We start from the raw sequence: 20,757 nt of genomic DNA on the forward strand, positions 1-20,757 counted from the left end.
TTACCTTCAAGAATGTCAACAAGCGCTATGCCGGCGGCGTCCTTGCCGTGGACAATCTCAATCTCTCCATCAAGGACAAGGAATTCATCGTCCTGCTTGGTCCGTCCGGCTGCGGAAAATCGACGACGCTCAACATAATCGCCGGTCTCGAAGAAGTCAGCGACGGAGAACTGTGCTTCGACGACGACATCGTCAACTTCACGCCGCCGCATCGCCGGGATGTGGCAATGGTGTTCCAGAGCTATGCGCTCTATCCGCACAAATCCGTCTATGAAAATCTCGCCTTCGGCCTGCGCATGCGCAAGACGAAGGCCGATGAGATCGATCGCCGCGTGCGCGACATCGCCGAACGCCTGGAGATCACCCATCTGCTGGAACGCCGCCCGAGCCAACTGTCCGGCGGGCAGCGCCAGCGCGTCGCTCTAGGCCGCGCCATGGTCCGGCGTCCGGGCGTTTTCCTGATGGACGAACCCCTGTCGAATCTCGACGCCGCGCTTCGCATCTCCATGCGCGCTGAGATCAAGGAACTGCATCGGGCGATGCAGACGACTTTCGTTTACGTGACCCATGACCAGGCCGAGGCGCTGACTCTCGCCGACCGTATCGTCGTCATGCAGCACGGCGTCGTCCAGCAGATCGGCACGCCTGATCAGATCTATGAGAAGCCGGCCAATACGTTCGTTGCGTCATTTCTCGGCAACCCGCCGATCAATTACATCGATGGCAGAATCGAGGGCGCCCGGTTTCGCAGCGGCGGCCTGCAGCTCGCGCTCCCATCGGCTGTCACCGAACGTCTGGCAAACATCGAGGGTCGCCCTGTGCGGCTGGGGATTCGCGCCGAGGATATCAGCGAGGCAGCGCCTCACGTGGATGGCAGCACCCTCAGCGGTCCAGTGACCTCGATTTTGCCGGTTGGCTCCGACCAGTTCCTCGGCATGCGCGTCGAAGGCATTGAGATGTTCTTCCGGATCGGCAAAAGCGTGCGCCATTCCGAGCGCGAAGTGATCGCGCTGTCGGTCAACACAGAGCGCCTGCATCTCTTCGACGCGGACAGCGGCGTGAATCTGGTCTGGTGAAGCTGTGAAACCCGCTGAATTTACCTACCATCGCCCGAAGACCGTGACCGATGCGCTCGGCCTGCTCGCCACGCTTGGCGACGACGTGAAATTACTGGCTGGCGGCCAGAGTCTTGGGCCGATGATGAACCTGCGCGTCGCGCGACCGTCGCACGTGATCGATATCAACGACCTTTCCGATCTTGAATCGGTCAACGTCGATGGTGATCGGATCGAGATCGGCAGCCTGGTTCGTCACCACCGGCTGGCGACCGATCCACAGATCGCCGCGGCCTGCCCCATCCTGTCGGCTGCGGCCTCATCGATCGGCCACTATGCCATCCGCCAGCGTGGCACGATCGGCGGAAGCCTGGCCCATGCCGATCCCGCAGCGCAACTGCCGCTCATCGCGGTTCTGCTCGACGCCGGCATCCGCGTCGGTTCGCAACACGGAAGCCGGACCGTCGATGCGCAGTGCTTTTTGTTTCCAGCCTCGTCACCGAGCTTGCCGAAGACGAGCTGATCACGGCCATCGAATTCCCGGTATTTCCCAGCCGATCCGGCTGGGGCATCGAGATATTTGCGCAACGGCAAGGCGATTTTGCCATCGTCTCGGTCGCCGCAACGGTCGAGTTGTCAGCAGCCGGTGTGGTGAAATCCCTGCGGCTCGCCCTCGGCGGCACCGGCGTCGTGCCGATCCGACTTCCGGACGCAGAGCTGGCGGCTGTCGGCCGCGTACCCGACCATGCGTTAAGCGAAGAGATCAGCCGTTTTGCGGCAGCGGCGGTGACAGCCGACGACGACGCGCGGATTCCTGTCGCCTACCGTCGGGAGCTGGCCGCGACGCTGACCGAGCGCGCGCTGACTATGGCGGCACAGCGGGCGGAGGGAGTATCCGAGCGATGAGCGAGATCCGCCAGGATCAACCTGTCCGTCAATGGGTCCCGTCATGTCGTCGACGTGACGCCGCGCCGCCTGCTGAGCGATGTGCTCCGTGAAGATCTCGGCCTGACCGGCACCCATGTTGGATGCGAGCACGGCGTCTGCGGCGCGTGCACCATCCTAATCGACGGTCGGCCCGCCCGCGCCTGCATCACTTTCGCCATCCAGATGGAGCGGCATGAGGTGACGACCATCGAGGCCGTGGCGCATGACGACGTTTACAGCCCGTTGCAACAGGCCATGCACGAAGAACACGGGTTGCAGTGCGGCTTCTGTACACCAGGCATCATCATGACGTTCGAAGCCTATCTGCGCGACAATCCAGATCCCAGCGAAGCAGACATCCGGGATGTGCTGTCCGGCAACCTCTGCCGCTGCACCGGATATCAGGGCATTGTCGCAGCCGTGTTCAAGGCTGCCGCTGACCTGAGGCGCCGGTCATGAAGGCGCCCACCGATACCTTCACCGAAATCGGCCGCGACTTGCCGCGGCGGGAGGATCGCCGCTTTCTGACCGGTCAGGGCCAGTACCTCGACGACATGACAATCGCCGGCGCCCTGCATGCGGCATTTCTTCGCTCGCCCCACGCCCATGCCCGCATTATCTCGATCGGCACCGAAGCCGCTGCGGCGCTTCCGGGCGTCGTGAAGGTGGTGACGGGCCGCGACGTCGCCGCATGGACCACCATCCTGCAGATGGCACCACCCATCGACGGCCTCGCCCCGACCGCGATGCCGGCGATGCCGATCGACAAGGTGCGTTTCCAGGGAGACATCGTCGCCTGTGTCATCGCCCGCGATCGCTACCTTGCCGAAGACGCGATCGAGGCGATCGAGGTCGACTACGATATGCTGCCTGCGATCACCGATCTGCCGTCGGCCTTTGCCGCCGGTGCCGCACTGGTCGACGATGCGGTGCCTGGCAACTTGTTGGCACAGCAATCCTTCGCGGCAGGCGACGTCGCGGGCGGCATGCGCGCCGCGCACGCCATCGTCGAAGCGAGCTTTTCGCAACAGCGCCAGACTCACCTGCCGCTGGAGACGCGCGGCTGTGCGGCGATATGGAATGAAGGTCGCCAGCACCTGACACTGCACATCGGAAATCAGGCGCCACATCCACTGCGCACGCAACTCGCCCGCCGGCTGTCGCTGTCGGAGTCGCAGGTGACGGTCATCTGTCCGGATGTCGGAGGAGCGTTCGGCCAGAAGATCGTGCTGTACCGGGAAGAATTGATCGTGGCGGCGATGGCCCGGCAGCTCCGACGGCCGGTGCGCTGGCGGGAAGACCGCATGGAAAACCTCCAGGCGGCCTGTCATGCGCGCGAAGCCACTTGCCGGACCCGCGCGGCAGTCGCCGAAGACGGCCGCATCCTCGCGCTGGAGCTCGATATCTCCGAGGATTTTGGCGCCTACAGCTTTTTTCCCGGCAACTACATTGCCCGCGTCGTGGCCCTGATTTTGACGGGTCCTTACCGAGATCAGCGACTACTCTTACGAAATACGCGTCGCCATGACCAACAAATGCGGCGCCGGCCCGATGCGGGCACCCATGGCCATGACAAGCTGGGTGATGGACGGGACCCTCGACGCGATCGCCCGTCGTCTTGGGCTCGACCGGCTGGCGGTTCGGCAGATCAACATGCTGCAGCCCGGCGAATTCCCCTACACGATGGCGACTGGCGAGGTGGTGGATGACATCACGCCCAGCCAGACCCTCGCCGCCGTAGCGGAGAGCATCGACTACGCCGGACTTGCCGCGCGCCGCAAAGAAGGAAAGGCGCGCGCGCGCCTGCGGGGATTGGCCTTTGCTCGGTGGTGGAATCCACCACCTACGGCTCGCGGTTCTACAAGGAAGCCGGCATCGCCGGTTCCGGCCACGAAGCTGCATGGGTGCGCATCGAACCGAGCGGCGCCGTCAACGCCTCGGTCGGCCTGATGGGCGCCGGACAAGGCTATGAAACATCGCTGGCCCAGGCCGTCGCCGAAGGGCTCGGCGTCGACGCGGAGGTAGTGCGCATCGACCTGGGCAATACCGACGTCTCTCCTTACGGCATGGGGACGCGCGGCGCCCGGGGCGCGACCGCCGGAGGCGGCGCGCTGTATCTGTGCGCGCGCAAGGCGCAGGATCAAGTGCTGCGGATCGCTGCGCATCTGCTGGCGTTGAACAGCGCAGCGGACCTCCGGCTCACCGGTGCCACGGTCCAGCGGTTGATCGACGGCGCGTGGTCTGCGACCGGCGTGGCTCTGGCTGACGTGGCGCGGATCAGCTACCTCGATCCAACAGCACTGCCGGATGGAATTCCGCCCGGTCTTGATTTCTCGCTGACCTACGACCCGCCGCCGATGACCTATTCGAATTCCGCGCATGCGTGCGAAATCGAGATCGATCCGCAGACCGGCCGCATTGAAATCCTGCGCTACGTCGTGGCCGAGGATTGCGGCACAGTGTTGAATCCCATCGTGGTGGCGGGGCAACAGCGCGGGGCAATTGCCATGGGGCTGAGCGGCTCGTTGCTGGAGCAGGTCTACTACGACGAAAGCGGCCAGAACCTGAGCAGCACGCTGGCCGACTATCTGGTGGCGACGGCCTGCGAATTACCAAACTTCGAGATCCTGCCGATGCATACGCCGAACCGGCGCACGCCTGCAGGAATCAAGGGCATGGCCGAAGGAGGCGTGATGGGCGCCATCGGCGCTCTGACCGGTGCCGTCAATGACGCGCTTGCGCCATTCGGCGTGACCGCCGACAAGCTTCCCCTGACACCTCCCTATATCCGCAGCCTGCTGCGCGGCCACATCTAATGACAGGAACTGACATCGTGCCAAATCCAATGCCTCTTCAAAAGGTCGGCTTCATCGGGCTCGGCATCATGGGCAATAGCATGGCCGGGCATCTACTGGCTGGCGGCCATGAACTGCACGTGTTCAATCGAACCCGCGCCAAAGTCGATAACCTCCTGGCCAGAGGCGCGGTCTGGCACGACGCGCCCGGTGAAATCGCGGCGGTCTGCGACGTTGTCATCACCATGGTCGGCTATCCCGCCGACGTCGAAGCGATCTATCTCGGCGCCGATGGCCTTATCACCAGGGCTCGACGAGATTCCATCCTGATCGACATGACCACATCCAGCCCGTTGCTGGCGCAACGCATCGCCGAAACGGGACTCGGGCATGGCTGCCACGTGCTGGACGCTCCCGTCTCGGGCGGCGACGTCGGTGCACGCAACGCCAAGCTTGCGATCATGGTCGGCGGCGATGCCGAAGCCCTGCAGCGCGTGATGCCGTTGCTGGCGCTAATGGGGAATAATATCGTCCATCAGGGTGCCGCGGGCGCGGGTCAGCACACCAAGATGGCCAACCAGATCGCCATCGCATCGACCATGATGGCCGTCAGCGAGAGCCTCGCCTATGCCAAGCATGCAGGACTTGATCCGAAGCGGGTCCTGTCCGTAATCGGCACCGGCGCAGCCGCCAGTTTCCTGCTCAACAATCTGGGACCGAAGATGCTCGACGGCGACTTTGCCCCAGGGTTTCTCGTGCGGCATTTCCTCAAGGACATGGAAATTGCCATTGCAGAAGCCCACCGCATGAGATTGGACCTGCCGGGACTGACCCAAGCCAAGGCGCTGTATTCACGCTTAACCGAAGCGGGGTTTGAGGATGATGGCACGCAGGCACTATTTCGACTTTACACCGACATCAGCTTCAATTGAAGCTCAACATATACAAGCTCGCAAGCACGCCTAGTAGATCCTAGTATATCCTTCTCAGCCCATCTGACGCAGTTGAGACAGAAATGAGGCGCCTCTCCACAGCATCAACCCAGACGAATATTAATGGCCGCTTTGCGCCAAGAGTTGCCAGTCATCAGCGCTCGTCTGAGCGAAGGGATTTCCGTCGGTTACGCGTGGTTCGTTCGTCACAATGTCCGTTTTCTATCAGACGTCGCCGATGTTCGTCGCATATGGTGCCGGCGCCGACGAACTGCACTGCGCTGTCGGGTAAAGCTGCGCTGGTCTCGCAACTTGCTCTGGATCCGTCATCGATTTCACCGGGCGTGCAGCCGCGGAGAGCTATTCCTGCATTTGGTGTTCCGCTACCAACCTTATATTCCTCGACCAGACAGTCTCGGATTTCTACAGAGAGAAACGTTTCAGCCTCATTGGGCCGGCGAAGATAGGGCCACTGACCGTCAATCCTTGATCCTTCCCTGCCCGAATCGCAAGACGCCGCTTCAGCATGCTTAAATCGGTGCACAATCGGCTGCGAATGCCTGGCGTCGACAGGGAGTAATAGAGTCCTTATCGCCGTCATCACGCCTGAACAGACATCGAGCTCGCAACTGCACCGACGACCTCGCCGGTAAGATCCGCGCAAATGAACCTAAGAGCCTACGTGAGAGCCACCTGCTCCATCCGTTAAGTAAGGCAATAATATCGATTCAAAACGTGAGAGTTCTGATTCATTGATCAGGATTTACGTTACATTTTTCAACAGCGTGGGGCTTCCGTTCAGATTCGGCCGATATCAAGATTCAAATATTTGAAAACCGCGAGCAACGTTTCCGGCAAGTTGCATTGGTGGGCATTCGGGCTTGTTTCCAGTTCGCTGCAACACGGCGTAAGTTGTATGTTTGTCGAATAGAGCTCCCGGCGACACAAAAGCAGTTGCGTAATTTTGATTCAAAGCTCGAGAAAGCCGATTCAAAGTCCGAAATCATCGTTGCAATCATCGATATCGACGTTGCTAAGTTCGGGAATTCCGATTCACGCTGATAGCAGCGGGACATTGGAAGCACGACGAGCCGGCGGACGACCTTCGATTGTGTTTATGCTTTTTCGAGCGCCGGCATGAAGTCGATAGTCGTGACATGCGCGCCCCCGCCCACGTAGCAGCAGGCTTTCTGGATCCTTCATTCTCTGTTCCCCTAAGTACCTTGAGTTTTTCTCTTTTTGGACATTCTTCGCTGGCGCAAGTTTGTGGCTTGCTTCGATTTGGCTCAGACTTGGATGGCCAATACCTGCGTTCCGCGCAGGCGCCGCGGCCGCATCATCCACAGGAGTAGAGATGGCCAAACCGATCACGAGACGCCGCGCCAAGCAGGCTGATCACCAACGTGCCTACCGACTGCAACAAAAAGATCTGCGCAAGCCGTCTCGTGACGATGTCGCAAGGCTTGCGCTGCACCTGATGATCAATGAGGCGCTCAGGCGTGGCCAGGATGAAGAACTTAGCAGATGGTGCGAGACTATTGTTACACAGTTGGCCGCGCAGGGTTTCGAGCGGGACGCGGCATATCGCCGAGTAGACCAGCTCATTGAACGGTATGCGGATGGCTGGACATTCCAGCGCAAGCCCCATCTGGCCCGATCTAGCTTGGATTGACGCGCACCAGACACGACCTATTCCCCCCGTTACTCCGGCAAACGGCGTTGACCTCTGAATCGCCTGCGATTTTCCTTCCGGAGGATATCACGGACAGTCGTTTAGCCTCGACGGACCAACCTCGTGGAAGAGTTCGCGACGTGAACCGATCGATGGATCTGCTGGCAGCTAAGCCAGAAGCAAAGCGCGGCGCTATCCGCAGTGAGTCTCAGCGGACGATGGCCTGAATTGTTGACCGTTCCAGGCAAGCGCAATGCCGGTCAATATTTTAGGATCAAGATCCTAGACACGCGTCTGAGATCCTGTCACGTTGCGACCTCAACCAGAGGAACCGCCAATGTCGCCGCCCAGGTTTGCCGTCGAATTCATTGATCGCATCATGGCCGAACGCCCGGCTCTGCGCCGGCGGGCGGCCTTTCTGATCGGCAGCCGAGCACAGATCGGATCGCCTGACGATTTTCTCCAAGACACGATCATTACCGCGCTGCAAAGTGCGGATCGGGTCGTCGATGATAATCTGGGTGGTTGGCTGATGGCGTTACTTCATAACCATATCCGCAACGCCCGCCGCCGGGCCCACGTTCACACATCGGTGCCACTGGTGACGACGGACGCTGGCGATCCGGATGAGATCGAGGTACCGGTCGCGGCGAGCCAAGAGTTTATGCTCGATGTCGACGACGCGATGAGGGCACTTCGAACACTGTCCGCGGCAGATCAAGAGATCATCTGGCTAGCCCGGATCGAAGAGCTGCCGAATGAGGAGATTGCGACACGGCTCGGCCTGCCGCTCGCTACGCTGTATTCGCGCCTGTCCCGCGCAACAGCGCGGCTTCGGGCCGCCTATGCAGCTGAACCGGCCGCGGCGAAGACACTCGCCTGCCCCCTCATCATTGCGCCGCGTGAGGATGCGTTCATGGTAATGCGGATCTGTTTGGTCGCTGGGTTCAACGGCGGCGCAGGACGTACCTTGACCGCAGCACTGCTCGCCTACGGACTGTACCTTCAAGACGGTCGGACGATGCTGGTGCGACAAACTTGCGAGGGCTTTCTCTCGACAATCGACCCAATCGAGACGACGCTGCCGTTGCCATGCAGCGAGCTAGCATTGCCGCCGCCCTATGCGCTTCCTTCCGACCTCCCGGGTGGGATGACGGCGATGATTCACGGCGCCGACGGTCGTTTCATGGCCGCATTGCACGACATGGCGATGTCGGAGGTTGGCAACAACGGGAATGTCGTCGTTGATCTCTCCAGTCATGAGCGTGCATTTAACGTGGCCACCATGCGCGACGCCGCCGTAATCCTTCTACCGGCGCGATCGTCGGCGTTTGAGGTGGATTGGTCGGTGCGCAGCCTCGCACGCGCCTGCGACATCCAGCGCTATCGCGAAGCTCGCGTGCCGACGCTAATCGCATCGATTGTTCCGGAAGCCGGGCGTGCTCGCCAGATGGAGTTGCTGAGTCAGATGGTGCGCGCCTGCGACCCGGAGCACGAGCTCGTGCCGGGCGAGCCGTCGGAACTGGTCGTGGAGGTTCCCTTCCTCGACGACGCCACCCTTCTGTCGCTGTTCGATGAACGTTCGATCTGGCTGGATCCGCATCTGATGGCCCGCTGCCGCGCCTTCGCCACAGCAGTAACCGTTCAATCAGACGCCTTCATGAGCATGCTTGCGGATGCCGATGACCTTTAATCAGCGCACCAACTCCGCTTGGCGCTGCCGTACCGTTGCCGTCTGACTTCGAAAGTCCTCCTATGTTGACCAGAATCTATCGATTTCTTGATCCCGCACGGATCCCCCACGAACTCCCTGGACGGCTTCAATCGCTGGCCCAAGACTGCGCCACCTTGGAATACGACGTCGCATTTGTGCTGGCCCGGTTGCGTACCGCACCATTTCTCGATCTTTATTCCCCTGTAGTCACGCCGCTCGGCCTGAAACTCGTCGGCGAGGTCACGCAGCATCCAAGCCTTGGATCGCGCAGAATCATTACCTCTCAGGTGTGGTTTGCGGATCCCGACGGCTGCTGGGCCAGGACCGTGTCCCGGTTCTACCGGCTCGGTCGACCCGCTGATCGCATCGACATCATGAGGTCCCCGCCATTGGCATTCGACGGTCTCAGTGATTCCAGCTGGCCGGTAGACGACGAATGACAGACGATGACGATAAGGATGGTGCGAAACATCGATGAATTCTGTCGTACGTGCCGCCCGGCGGAGCCCGGGCAGCCTCAAGATATCCGAACACCGGCCTCACCCCTTGCATTGAGCTCGACCGGCTCAGTGTTGTCAGTGATTTCGCATGCTTGGGTAGGCCTAGTGATTGCGATGGCCTGCTCTGGTCGTCGCGACCGTTCCTGCGGAGCCGTCTGCAAACTTTCGCGAACTGGGACACCATGACCCCTGCTTGCGCTCTGATCGACGCGGGCAACATGACTGCCATCGATAGTCAAGGTTTTGGCACGGCGAAGCCAGCAAGATTGGACGCCGTCCAGGTCAGCGTTCAGAGCCGACACACGCGCCTGCGCCCCGAAACAGGGTTTCCCCGCCTCCCCGCCTGATCGGTCTTTCTATTCATCAACTGCCGTCGGTCACCGATCCCATGGAATCGAATGCAATCCCGTACGAGCGCCCGCGAGCCATGGATTTAGATGCGCGTTGGAATGGAAAGCGAATGAACGAGTTTCGTAATTTTCCCATAAAACGGAAAAGTGCCAACGACGGGCCCAAAGATGTCGGTGTGCTGGTCGCGCTAAGCCTAATTGTTCGCACGCTGCGGCTCCATGGTCTTCATCATGCCTTATCGGGCTGCCCCTGCGTCGTCGGTTTCATCTTAAACAATCCAGCCGACGGCGAGATGTTCGTGCGGGCCAGTCGGTACGCTCTGCGCAACCGCTCTCGCATGAAGCTTGATGTAAGAACTGAATGCTTGAACTTTGATGGCGAAGGGTCCGCTCAACGGCCTCGGGACGCTGAATTGGCCGCAAGGCTTGTATTAAATGATCACGTATTCGGGTTCGCAACTGACATCGATGGAATTCCTTTGCAATTCCGCCTGGTAGCCGATGGCATCGTGCACCTTTCATCCGTTGATCTGGATACCCTCAAGGCTTCGCTTCGGGCCGTCGGGATTCGCCCGCTTCCGGAGGACGTCCTCAAGAAGGTCGTTGGCGAGCCACTGTCGCTCCTCAGCGCCGTGATCAAACCCGGTCGTAGCACGCCGCACATTGTGCAGAGCCTCAGAGCATTTCAAAAGGAGGATTCCCCTGAACGACAACAAAAACCCTTGCCAAAAAAGCCAAGCCTTGCCGATCTGAATGGATTTGGCGAGGCCGCGATTTGGGGCCAGGAGCTTGCGAAAGACCTCATCGAATACCAGGCCGGTCGACTGTCATGGGCAGATGTTGATCGAGGTGTCCTTGTGAGCGGCCCAACAGGTACCGGCAAAACGACATTCGCGCAGGCGCTTGCTGAGTCCTGCAAGGTCCCGATTCATATTCACTCGCTCGCACGCTGGCAAGCTAAAGGCTATCTCAACGATCTCCTCAAGGCTATGCGCGGTGCTTTCAGAGAAGCCGTTCTGGATGCCCCCTGCATCCTCTTCATCGATGAACTGGATTCGTTCGGTGACCGCGAAACGCTCGACGGAAAGAACGAAACCTATAATCGTGAGGTCATTAATGCACTGCTGGAGTGCCTCGACGGCGTCGATGGCCGCGAGGGCGTCGTGGTTGTCGGCGCCACCAACATGCCTGACGAGATCGACAAGGCGATCCTCCGTCCCGGTCGTTTGGGTAAGCACATCCGAATTCCCCTGCCCGACGCCGCGGCACGCCTGGGTATTCTGCAACACCACCTCGGACGGGGTGTGGTTATCGCAAATCTCGCAGACATCGCCAGCCGGCTGGAAGGCGCCTCTGGAGCGGTCATTGAGCAGTTGGTCAGGGACGCGAGACGTAATGCCCGCTCTGAAAGCCGCCCGTTGAATGTCACCGACCTGGAACGCACTTTGCCGCCTAGGATTGTGCAGACCGAGGAGGCATACCACTTGTCGTGCGTTCATGAGGCTGGACATGTCGTGGTCGGCCATTTTCTGGGTAAAGAGGCGGGCCGCCGCTTCATCGAGGCAGAGGTCTTCCGGGAGGTCACTCGTGATGGGACTGGCGGCTGGACCATCTTCCACCAAATTCCAAGCGTGAGCCAAGGCAAGGCCGCATACCTCGCTCAGATCACGATCCTGCTCGCTGGCATCGCTGCCGAAGAGGTGGTTTACGGCGAGAGATCGGGCGGAGCCGGCGGCGATGACGACTGCGATCTCCGTCACGCAACACTCATTGCAACAACTATGGAGATGTCTCTCGGCCTCGGCAACAGTCTCGTTTACCTTTCGTCGGCTCGCATTCCGGCCAATATGTTGTCGCAACTAGCCAACGATCTTTTTCTGCGTAGGCAGGTCTCAGGAGTACTCGACGCATGCCTGCAGAAAGCGAAGGACTTGATTGCCGAACACACCGACTTACTCGATCCTGTGGTTCAAATTCTTCAGGACCGAGGTCATATCACCGCTAGCGACATTTGATGCCTCACTAGCCTAATCGGCGAGCCAGACTGTGATTGCGCCGTTCATGCCGACACGGCCAAAACTGCAACCCGAAGGACGGCGCGAGGGCCTCACAGAGGGTCTCGCTCCAACCCTTCCCGAATCACTTTCAGCTGAAACGCATTACCAAGTTAGCCCGAGTTCAAGTAACGGGCTGGAGACAGATTCCGAGAGCGCCCGAAATCTTGGAAAGGAAATTTGGCTGTGGATCGGCTCCGAACTTTCCCCTATCGGCGCCCAACCGTGCCCCCCGCCCACGGCTGATTTCCATCACGGTGTCAGGGACATCGAGCGGCACGGGTGGGGTCAACCTTGGGCTCTGACGCATGTTTGATGACGGCATGCAGATCATGCTGCACCGAGCAATCGTGCTTCGAGAAGGTCAATTTTTGCGCGCCCATACATTTGTCGTTTGACAAGTTTAAGTTTCGTAATCTGTCCTTCGACTTGACCGTTTGACCAAGGGTGCGTGATTGCAGCGCGCACGGCAGCGATATCCTTGAGGACTCCCGTCGCGAAGGATGAGACGAGGCTTGCTTTTGCGTTCGCGATCCAGGCATCGAGTTTGGCCTCGTCCTTTTTTCGGATCATATCGTGGAACTGGTCGATGAGCGTGCGGGCCTCAACAAGGGACGGCACGCCAGCCTCGATGGCGGCAATGACCAGAGCATCAGCCTTGGTCATGCAATCTCGCTTAATCGTCATAAGACCGGCGATAGTTCTGGCGGAGGGCACCCTTTGCAGCTGTTGTTTGCTGACCGCTTCCGACCGACGTCGACGTGTTGTCCACTCGCCAACCGTACGGAGGGATCCCCGGAACCCCTGCACTTGCAAGCGACGCCAGAGTTCGGCGCCGTTGCGACAGCCACTGCTCCACAGGCCCTCAGGGAACAGATAATACGCGTCGAGCGAACGCTCCCGTGTTTGGAACACGTCGGCTCGCCCACCCCGCAACGTCTGGCGAACGAGATTGCGACTATGACCGAGGCGGCGGACAATCTGCTTGATCGAAACGCCGTCCCTGGCGAGCGTCATGATCGCCGCATTTGTATCCTCGCGCCGCAGATAGCTCTCGTATCGTAGTTTTTCTGCCGAGGTGAGCAACTCTGGGGTAATTGTCGTCGAGCCAATGGCGCTGCGGATTGCGCGCATGGACTTGCGCACCGCGTCGAGGAAGGCCGCGCTGGCGTTCTCCATCAGGTGCCAACGGTCAGCGACCTGTATCGCGTCAGGGAGCGCCTTTGCCGAGGCTTCGCCGTAGCCGCCGCCACGGTCGCGCGATACGACCCTGATCTCCGGATGATCAGCGAGCCACGCTCGAACTGTGGCGACCTCGCGATCTGGAAGCAGGGTTACAATCCGCCGCCGCTCGAGATCGCAGACGATCGTTCCGTAACGGCGATTGCGTCGAAAGGCCCAATCGTCGATGCCGACGACGGTCAAGGCTGCGATCACAGGTGACTTTCTGGTGACCGGCGACGAGGTCAATCCGCTGATCCGGGCGCTGCGGGCCAACGACATCGAAGTGACCGCGATTCACAGCCACATGCTGGGCGAGACTCCGCGTCTCTTCTTCATTCATTTCTGGGCCAACGATGACGCGCTGAAGCTTGCGCGGGGGATCCGGTCGGCATTGGAGAAAACGGCGATCGCCAAGGGCTAACGCCCAGACCGATGACCTCGCGTTCCGGAGGGACGAACGCAGTGCAATGCAGGCTGCGGCCGTCGCTTCGTCGATCCGAAAGCTATTTCTCTTCGGGCGGCTTCGTGTGCCGGAACATGCCAAGCAGCGCGAGGTCGTAGGCAATCTTAAGACACCCGCATACGACAAGCGGGAGCCCGGAGAACGGGCCAGCCAGCATGAAGCCCGCAATTGCGGGGCTGACGGACGACGCCAGGCTGCGCGGGACGGCGGTCACGCTCGCTGCCGCAGTCCGTTCCGGCGGCGTCACCACAGCCATCACGTATGAGGAACGCGTCGGCACATCCATCTGCGACAATGCCGACCGAACCAGTAGGAGCGCCAGGACGAGCGTCAAATTGGAGGAGAAGGCCACCGCGATCAGGCAGATGCTTGGGGGAATGTGGGTGAACACCATGGTGTTGACGAGACCGATGCGCTTCGCAAGCCAGGCCGCCACCGGAAACGAAAAGGCACTTAACACGCTGGAACAGAAGAAAAAGACGCTGGCTGCGGCGAGCGAGAGGTCGAACTGCTGGAAAAGCCACAGCGCCAGCAACGATTGCACGACAAAGCCGCCCGCAAAGGAGTCCAGACTGAACAAGGCCGCGAGCTTGTAGACGATCATGCGGGACGGCCCCAGCGACGACTTGGGGCGGTCCGCCGCGTGCATCTGGTCTCGCGGCAGACGGCCATACAGGAGCGCCGCCAGCAGTCCGAGAACCGCGTACCCATAGAACATCAGCCGGAGTGCGCCGAGCTCCGGCATTCCCCTTGAGGCGAGCAGTTCCGGCACCGCCGCCGCGAGCGATCCGGCGGCGGCGGTGAGCGCCCCAATCAGGCTGTAGCGGGCGAACACGCGCGTGCGGTCGCGGTCCTCCGTCTCTTGCGTCAGCAGAGCGTGTTCCAGGGGAATCAGCATCCCCAGATCGCCCGCCGACGGATTGATGGTTCCGACGAATGCGACGAGAAGGATCGGTGCCACGGTATCGACTACGGGAAAGCTCAGCCCGGTCACCACCGTCAAAATCGCGCCTGCCAGAAACAGGTTGCGGAGGTCGAAGTGGGGAGCCACGAACCCGACGATCAAGGTCAGGGCGGCGGTCCCGAACAGCGACACGCTTGCGACGATCCCGACCTGCTGCGGCGTCAAGCCGATCGCCAGAAGGTAGACGGGCAGAATGATGATGGCGAAGCCGTCGCCGAACCCGCGCAGCGCCCGCGCAGCATATAGATACTGGACGTCGGGGCGCGTCTTGACTGATGCGATATCCTTCATCCGTGGACAAGCCACATCGTCGAGCGCGTCCGATAGGCCTCGAGGGCATCATCGGCGACTTCCTGCAGCGATTGATCGATATCGGCGAGGAGCCGGTCATCCAGTTCGAGAATCTCGCGACGCCGGAACCGTCGCGCGAAATACCAGGAAATATCGGCCAGATGTCGAACGAAGAGTCGCCAATGCAGGCTGAGGTTTGGGATGGAAACCGGCGGCTGTTCTTGCTTTAGCGATGCACAAGTCGCGTTGACGCAAGACATGCCTCGCCTCCTGACTGGAGAGAGACAACGCTTGACCGCAAGGGCTCGTCGGGCGGTTGTCGACGACCCGAAGACAAATCTTATCACTTGGAACAAGCGGTCTCAAGCGACGCCTCGTCCAAAACAGTGCGTCCGTCAGCTACTTGACCGCAAGGTCTTCGGCGAGAATCAACCGAGGTGGACGCTTCGTGGCTTGGGTATAAAGCGAGCACAATGTCCAGGTGCCGTTTCACAGGCATCTAGGGAACGTGCACGACAACGCTGTCGCTTTTATTTTCCTCTACTCCGGCATCGGCTCGGCCCGCAGAGGCACGGCCTGCTCGTCGGAGACGAGATCCGCTTCCTTCACCAATCCATAAATCGCTGGAATCACAATCAGCGTCAGCAGGGTCGATGAGATCATGCCGCCGATCATCGGCACGGCGATCCGCTGCATGATCTCCGAGCCGGTGCCGGTGCTCCACATGATCGGCAGCAGGCCGGCCATGATAGCGACCACCGTCATCATCTTCGGACGCACTCGTTCGACGGCGCCGACCATGATCGCTTCATAGAGGTCGCGCCGTGTCAGATTCCGGGCTTCGACCGCGCATCGCGCCTTAGCTTCGTCCAAGGCATGATTGAGATAGATCAGCATCACCACGCCCGTCTCGGCGGCTACGCCTGCGAGCGCGATGAAACCGACGACCACAGCCACCGACAGGTTGAAACCGAGCCACCACATCAGCCAAATGCCTCCGACCAACGCGAAGGGCAGAGACAGCATCACGATCATGGCGTCAACGACGGAGCGGAAGTTGAGATAGAGCAGCAGGAAGATGATCATCAGCGTGACCGGAACGACGATCTTCAGACGCGCTGTCGCGCGTTCAAGGTATTCGTATTGACCGCTCCACATGACATAGTAACCGGGGGAAACTGGATACTGGCTTGCACGGCCTGCCTGGCGTCGGCGACGTAGCCCCCAAGGTCGCGATCGCGGATGTCGACGTAGACGTAGGTCGCCAACTGACCATTCTCAGTCCGTATCGACGTCGGTCCCCGGGCCGGCTCGATCTTGGCAACCTCCCCGAGCGGCACTGCTCCGCCGGCCGGCATCGGGACAAGGATGTCGCTGGCGATAGCTTGCGGATTCTCCCTCATATCCCGGGGATAACGCATGTTGACGGCGAAGCGCTGCCGACCTTCCACAGTCGTGGTGACCGTCTGGCCGCCGAGCGCCGTGCCGATGACATCCTGGACGTCCTGGATCATGATGCCGTAGCGCGCGAGTGCCGCGCGGTCCGGCGTCACGTCGAGATAGTAACCGCCGATCCCGCGCTCCGCGTATGCTGACGAAGTTCCGGGAACGGCTTTGAGCACCTGCTCGATCTCCTTCGCCAGTCTGTCGATCTCGACCAGATCGGTACCGATCACCTTCACGCCGATCGGAGTCCGAATTCCCGTCGACAACATGTCGATGCGGGCCTTGATCGGCATGGTCCAGGCGTTGGACACCCCGGGAAACTGCAGCGCCTTGTCCATTTCCGAAATCAGGCTGTCTACCGTCACTCCGGGGCGCCAATCCTCCTTCGGCTTGAGATTCACGATCGTCTCGAACATCTCGGAAGGAGCAGGATCGGTCGCGGTCGCAGCGCGGCCCGCCTTGCCGTAGACCGACGACACTTCGGGGAAGGAGCGAATGATGCGGTCCTGCATCTGCAGAAGTTCGGCGGCCTTGGTGACCGAAATGCCGGGCAGCGTCGTCGGCATGTACAGCAACGTTCCTTCGTTCAGGCTGGGCATGAACTCGGTCCCCAGCTGACGTGCCGGCCAGATCGTGACCGCCAGCACCGCAAGCGACAGCACGATCACCAGCACTCTTGCCCGCATCACGGCCTTGATTACCGGCCGATATATCCAGATTAGGACACGATTGATCGGATTCTTGTGTTCCGGGACAATCCGCCCGCGGACGAAGACGATCATCAGCGCCGGCACCAGAGTGATCGACAAAAGTGCTGCCGCCGCCATGGAAAAGGTCTTGGTGAACGCCAACGGGCTGAAAAGGCGCCCCTCCTGCGCCTCCAGCGTGAAGATCGGCATGAATGACACGGTGATGATCAGCAAGCTGAAGAACAGCGCCGGCCCGACCTCGGACGCTGCCTCGATCAGCACCGCGACCCGCGATTGACCAGGCTGTGCCCGCTCGAGATGCTTGTGCGCATTCTCGATCATGACGATCGCAGCGTCGATCATCGCCCCGATGGCGATGGCGATGCCACCAAGACTCATGATGTTGGCGCCGAGTCCCAGCAGCTTCATGGTGCCGAAAGCCATCAGGATGCCGACGGGCAACATGACGATCGCCACCAGTGCGCTCCGGAAATGCAGCAGGAACACGATGCATACCATCGCGACGACCAGACTCTCCTCGAGAAGGGTGTGCTTGAGCGTTTCGATAGCCGCGTTGATGAGCGTCGAGCGGTCATAGACCGCCACGATCTCGACCGACTTCGGCAGGCTGCTGGCGATCTCCTTGAACCGCTTCTTCACGTTCTCGATGACATCGAGCGCGTTGACGCCGAAGCGTTGCAGCACGACGCCGCCGGCGACCTCCCCTTCCCCATTCAGTTCGGTGATGCCGCGCCGTTCGTCAGGGCCTATCTCGACCCGGGCAACGTCGCGGAGCAGGACGGGCGTGCCATTGTTGGTCTTCAGAACGATATTCCCGAGGTCGTCGATACCCTTCAGGTAGCCCTTGCCGCGGATCACATATTCGAACTCGGACAATTCGACAGTCCGTCCACCGACGTCGGCGTTGCTCGCGCGGATCGACTCGCGCATCTTCTGCATGGTAATGCCAAGGTCCCGCATCCGCTGCGGATCCAGGATCACGTTGTACTGCTTGACGAAGCCGCCGACGCTGGCGACCTCCGCCACCCCTCCGCCTTGGCGAGCGCAAATTTCAGGTTCCAGTCCTGGATGGTGCGGGTCTCGGCCAGGTTTAGTTCCTTGGACATCACGGCATACTGGTAGACCCAGCCCACGCCGGTGGCGTCCGGTCCGATCGTCGGCGTCACTCCAGTTGGCAACCGCGACGTTGCGCTGTTCAGGAACTCCAGCACCCGCGACCGGGCCCAGTAGATGTCGGTGCCGTCCTCGAAGATGACGTAGACGAACGAAACGCCGAAGAACGAGAAGCCACGCACGACCTTGGAGCGCGGTACCGTCAACATGGCTGTCGTCAGCGGATAGGTGACCTGATCCTCGACGACCTGCGGCGCCTGTCCGGGGTATTCCGTATAGACGATGACCTGGCTGTCGGAGAGATCCGGAATGGCGTCGAGCGGCAGATGCACCAGCGCATACATCCCCGCAGCGGCAGCAAAGGTGGCGCCGAAGAACACCAGCAACAGGTTGCGCGCAGACCAAGCGATCAGACGGGCGATCATTTCTGTGCTCCGGCGTCCGAGAAGCCCTTCAGGGCGGCCTTGAGATTGCTCTCGGCGTCGATCAGGAAGTTCGCCGAAACGACCACCAGATCGCCATTGCCGACACCCTCTCGGACCTCCACGTAGCCTCCGCCGCGATGCCCGAGCTTCACCTCCCGCGGCTCGAAGCGGCCCTGTCCCTTATCGACGAATACGGCCTGCCTGGTGCCTGTATCCAGCACGGCGCTCTCCGGAACGGCAAGGACGGGCTGCGGGATTCTTGTGGCGATTGCAGCATCGACATACATGTCCGGAAGCAGAGCGAGATCTGGGTTCGCCAATTCGATGCGTAGGCGGGCCGTCCGGCTCTCGCGGTTGATCTGCGGATAGACGATGCCGATGTTCCCTGCGAACTCCCGCCCTGGCAATCCGCGTGCCCTAACTATCACCGGCTGTCCGACGGCGATGGCGCCGAGTTCGCGCTCGGCGATATCGACCATCGCCCACACCACCGAGGTATCGGCGACGCGGAACAGCACGTCGCCCGGTTGGGCCCGCATGCCCTCGATGGCATTGCGTTCGAGCACGATGCCGTCGCGCGGCGCAGACCACTGGATAGCGAGCGGTACGGACGCGCCCTTTTCCATGGCGACGATGGCCGCTTCCGGGACGTCGAGATTCATCAGCCGCTGCCGTGAGCCGCGTCCATATGGTCCAGCGCCGCCCGTGATCTTCGAATTGATGGTGGCAGTATATTCAGCGGCGGCCGACGAGATTGACGGACTAAAAATTTCCATCAACGGCTGGCCCTTGCTCACCCGTGAGCCGGTCGTGACATCGGCGACCTTCTGGACCCAGCTTTCCGACCTCATCGAAATAACCGAAATGCGGCGCTCGTCGAGTTGGATGGTGCCGGGCGCCCGAATTGCCGTCCGGATGATCCGAAGCTCAGCCGGTTCGGACTTGACGCCTGTCCGCTGGATCTTTCCCGGTGAAAGCTTGATCGACCCATCGTCGGTATCGTCGCCTTCGTAGACAGGGATGTAGTCCATCCCCATCGAGATCTTTCTTCGGGATTGGCGAGGTGTCCGCCAGGCCCATGGGATTGCGGTAAAATTTGACCTTCCGGTCTACAGCACCGGCCACGGCAGGCGGCGCAGCAGGCTCATCGTCGAGATCTCAGATCTGCACTTGCCGACACGCCCCGGAAATCCCGCCCCTCCGCGGTTTTCCTCGGTGTCAGGGAATAGATCGGCTTCCCATCCGGGTCCTGATAGTACACCGGTTCATCGGCGGTCTGCGCGACCCCGGTCGAAACGAGCGTTCCGGATCCGGCGGACGAAGGCAGGTAACGGACCCCGACGAATGCGCCGGCCACTGCCGCTATCACAGCAGCGACGCCGGCAACCCTGAGGATGGCGCGCTTCATTTCTGCGCCTTGATGACGAGCTTGCCTTCGACCGATCCGGTCTCGCCCTGCACCTTGGCGCCAATCGAAAGCAGCCACTGCCCTTCCATTCCAAAGGTCGCCTTGAAGCGATAGCTGCCTGGCTCCCCACCAGGTTCGCCCACGATCTTGGTGGCCATCTCCGGCATTCCTTCCGGAGCCATGTCCAGACGGCTTGCGAAGATCACCGCGTCAGGCACCGGCTTGCCGGTCGTTTTGTCGACGAGCCGGACCGTGATGATCTTATCCCTGCCGGCGGTGATGGTCGTCTCAACGAGCTTGAATTCGTAATTCTTGATGTCGGCGCGGGCGACTCCGGCCGAACCGGCGACAGCGATGGCGGTCAGCGCAGCCCCGAGGGCGCGCGCGATATGGAGCTTCTTCATCCTGAAATCCTCGATTGTCATGGTCGTGCCGCAAGACGGCATGCATCGACCACGCGACAAGGTCGCGTGGCATCGAACGGCGGCTTGGCGCCGCTCAGACCAGACTTCGAGGCGGATATTCGGGTGGTGGGCGGCCGAAACTGTCAGGCCGAGCATCGTTGCGTCGAAGCGAAATCGCATCGGAAGGAATCGGCAACGGCTGGGAGATACCCGCCGAAATGCCGACGAAACATGCCGACCCGCAGGCTCCCATGAAGACGCACTTGTCGCAATCGACAGGTGCGGGCGCCGTTGAAGGACAGCACCGCAT

At 60.8% G+C, this 20,757-nt stretch carries 12 protein-coding genes and 7 pseudogenes; 13 read left to right on the forward strand and 6 right to left on the reverse strand.

Annotated features, from left to right (window positions below):
- The first annotated feature begins 47 nt into the window (after positions 1–47).
- The 12 genes and pseudogenes from ONR75_RS18140 to ONR75_RS18190 all read left to right on the forward strand — a co-directional run bounded on the left by ONR75_RS18140 (position 48) and on the right by ONR75_RS18190 (position 11,960).
- Positions 48–1,076, forward strand: a complete 1,029-nt coding sequence (locus ONR75_RS18140) for an ABC transporter ATP-binding protein (RefSeq protein WP_265083720.1) — start codon at positions 48–50, stop codon at positions 1,074–1,076.
- Positions 1,077–1,119: 43 nt separating this feature from the next.
- The gene (locus ONR75_RS18145) at positions 1,120–1,578 is read left to right on the forward strand and encodes an FAD binding domain-containing protein (protein ID WP_265078486.1); all 459 of its coding nucleotides are present in this window, start codon (positions 1,120–1,122) and stop codon (positions 1,576–1,578) included.
- On the forward strand, positions 1,530–1,961 hold the full coding sequence (locus ONR75_RS18150) for an FAD binding domain-containing protein (protein ID WP_265078487.1): 432 nt from the start codon (positions 1,530–1,532) through the stop codon (positions 1,959–1,961). The genes ONR75_RS18145 and ONR75_RS18150 overlap by 49 nt, the downstream gene beginning before the upstream one ends.
- A 54-nt stretch (positions 1,962–2,015) precedes the next feature.
- A complete protein-coding gene (locus ONR75_RS18155) occupies positions 2,016–2,441 on the forward strand; it encodes a (2Fe-2S)-binding protein (protein WP_265078488.1) in 426 nt (141 codons plus the stop codon).
- Positions 2,438–3,460, forward strand: a pseudogene (locus tag ONR75_RS18160) (xanthine dehydrogenase family protein molybdopterin-binding subunit); the annotation flags it as partial. The gene ONR75_RS18155 and the pseudogene ONR75_RS18160, both read left to right, overlap by 4 nt.
- A 73-nt stretch (positions 3,461–3,533) precedes the next feature.
- Positions 3,534–3,578: pseudogene (locus ONR75_RS32855) on the forward strand (hypothetical protein); the annotation flags it as partial.
- Positions 3,579–3,754: 176 nt separating this feature from the next.
- Positions 3,755–4,798: pseudogene (locus ONR75_RS18165) on the forward strand (xanthine dehydrogenase family protein molybdopterin-binding subunit); the annotation flags it as partial.
- A gap of 80 nt (positions 4,799–4,878) precedes the next feature.
- Entirely contained in the window at positions 4,879–5,709 is an 831-nt protein-coding gene (locus tag ONR75_RS18170) for an NAD(P)-dependent oxidoreductase (protein ID WP_265083721.1), read from the forward strand.
- Positions 5,710–7,063: 1,354 nt separating this feature from the next.
- Complete coding sequence (locus ONR75_RS18175) at positions 7,064–7,381, forward strand: hypothetical protein (protein ID WP_265078490.1); 318 nt, start codon at positions 7,064–7,066, stop codon at positions 7,379–7,381.
- A 337-nt stretch (positions 7,382–7,718) separates the two neighbouring features.
- The gene (locus tag ONR75_RS18180) at positions 7,719–9,074 is read left to right on the forward strand and encodes an RNA polymerase sigma factor (RefSeq protein ID WP_265078491.1); all 1,356 of its coding nucleotides are present in this window, start codon (positions 7,719–7,721) and stop codon (positions 9,072–9,074) included.
- 62 nt (positions 9,075–9,136) lie between these two features.
- Positions 9,137–9,535 carry a DUF6634 family protein gene (locus ONR75_RS18185; protein ID WP_265078492.1) on the forward strand — a complete coding sequence of 133 codons (399 nt, stop codon included), beginning with the start codon at positions 9,137–9,139 and terminating at the stop codon, positions 9,533–9,535.
- A 520-nt stretch (positions 9,536–10,055) separates the two neighbouring features.
- Positions 10,056–11,960, forward strand: coding sequence for an AAA family ATPase (locus ONR75_RS18190; protein WP_265078493.1), 1,905 nt, complete (start codon positions 10,056–10,058; stop codon positions 11,958–11,960).
- Positions 11,961–12,329: 369 nt separating this feature from the next.
- Here the strand turns inward: ONR75_RS18190 and ONR75_RS18195 are convergent.
- A pseudogene (locus ONR75_RS18195) lies at positions 12,330–13,424 on the reverse strand (ISL3 family transposase); the annotation flags it as partial.
- On the opposite strand from ONR75_RS18195, the pseudogene ONR75_RS18200 reads away from it, so the two are divergent.
- Positions 13,423–13,644 (forward strand): annotated as a pseudogene (locus ONR75_RS18200) (DUF1259 domain-containing protein); the annotation flags it as partial. The pseudogenes ONR75_RS18195 and ONR75_RS18200 sit on opposite strands and share 2 nt — an antisense overlap.
- Before the next feature lie 82 nt (positions 13,645–13,726).
- On the opposite strand, the gene ONR75_RS18205 reads toward ONR75_RS18200, so the two are convergent.
- The 5 genes and pseudogenes from ONR75_RS18205 to ONR75_RS18225 form a co-directional block, all read right to left on the reverse strand.
- Positions 13,727–14,932 (reverse strand): MFS transporter, encoded by a 1,206-nt coding sequence (locus tag ONR75_RS18205; protein ID WP_413776524.1) that lies wholly within the window; start codon positions 14,930–14,932, stop codon positions 13,727–13,729.
- 5 nt (positions 14,933–14,937) lie between these two features.
- Entirely contained in the window at positions 14,938–15,201 is a 264-nt protein-coding gene (locus tag ONR75_RS18210) for a hypothetical protein (protein ID WP_265078495.1), read from the reverse strand.
- Between the two features lie 280 nt (positions 15,202–15,481).
- A pseudogene (locus tag ONR75_RS18215) lies at positions 15,482–18,635 on the reverse strand (efflux RND transporter permease subunit).
- A pseudogene (locus ONR75_RS18220) lies at positions 18,632–20,043 on the reverse strand (efflux RND transporter periplasmic adaptor subunit). Before ONR75_RS18220 ends, ONR75_RS18215 begins: the two co-directional pseudogenes overlap by 4 nt.
- Positions 20,040–20,447 (reverse strand): FixH family protein, encoded by a 408-nt coding sequence (locus ONR75_RS18225; protein WP_265083722.1) that lies wholly within the window; start codon positions 20,445–20,447, stop codon positions 20,040–20,042. Before ONR75_RS18225 ends, ONR75_RS18220 begins: the two are co-directional and overlap by 4 nt.
- Positions 20,448–20,757 lie beyond the last annotated feature (310 nt).

The sequence above is a fragment of the Rhodopseudomonas sp. P2A-2r genome (assembly GCF_026015985.1).
In the GTDB taxonomy this organism is placed as follows: Bacteria; Pseudomonadota; Alphaproteobacteria; order Rhizobiales; family Xanthobacteraceae; genus Tardiphaga.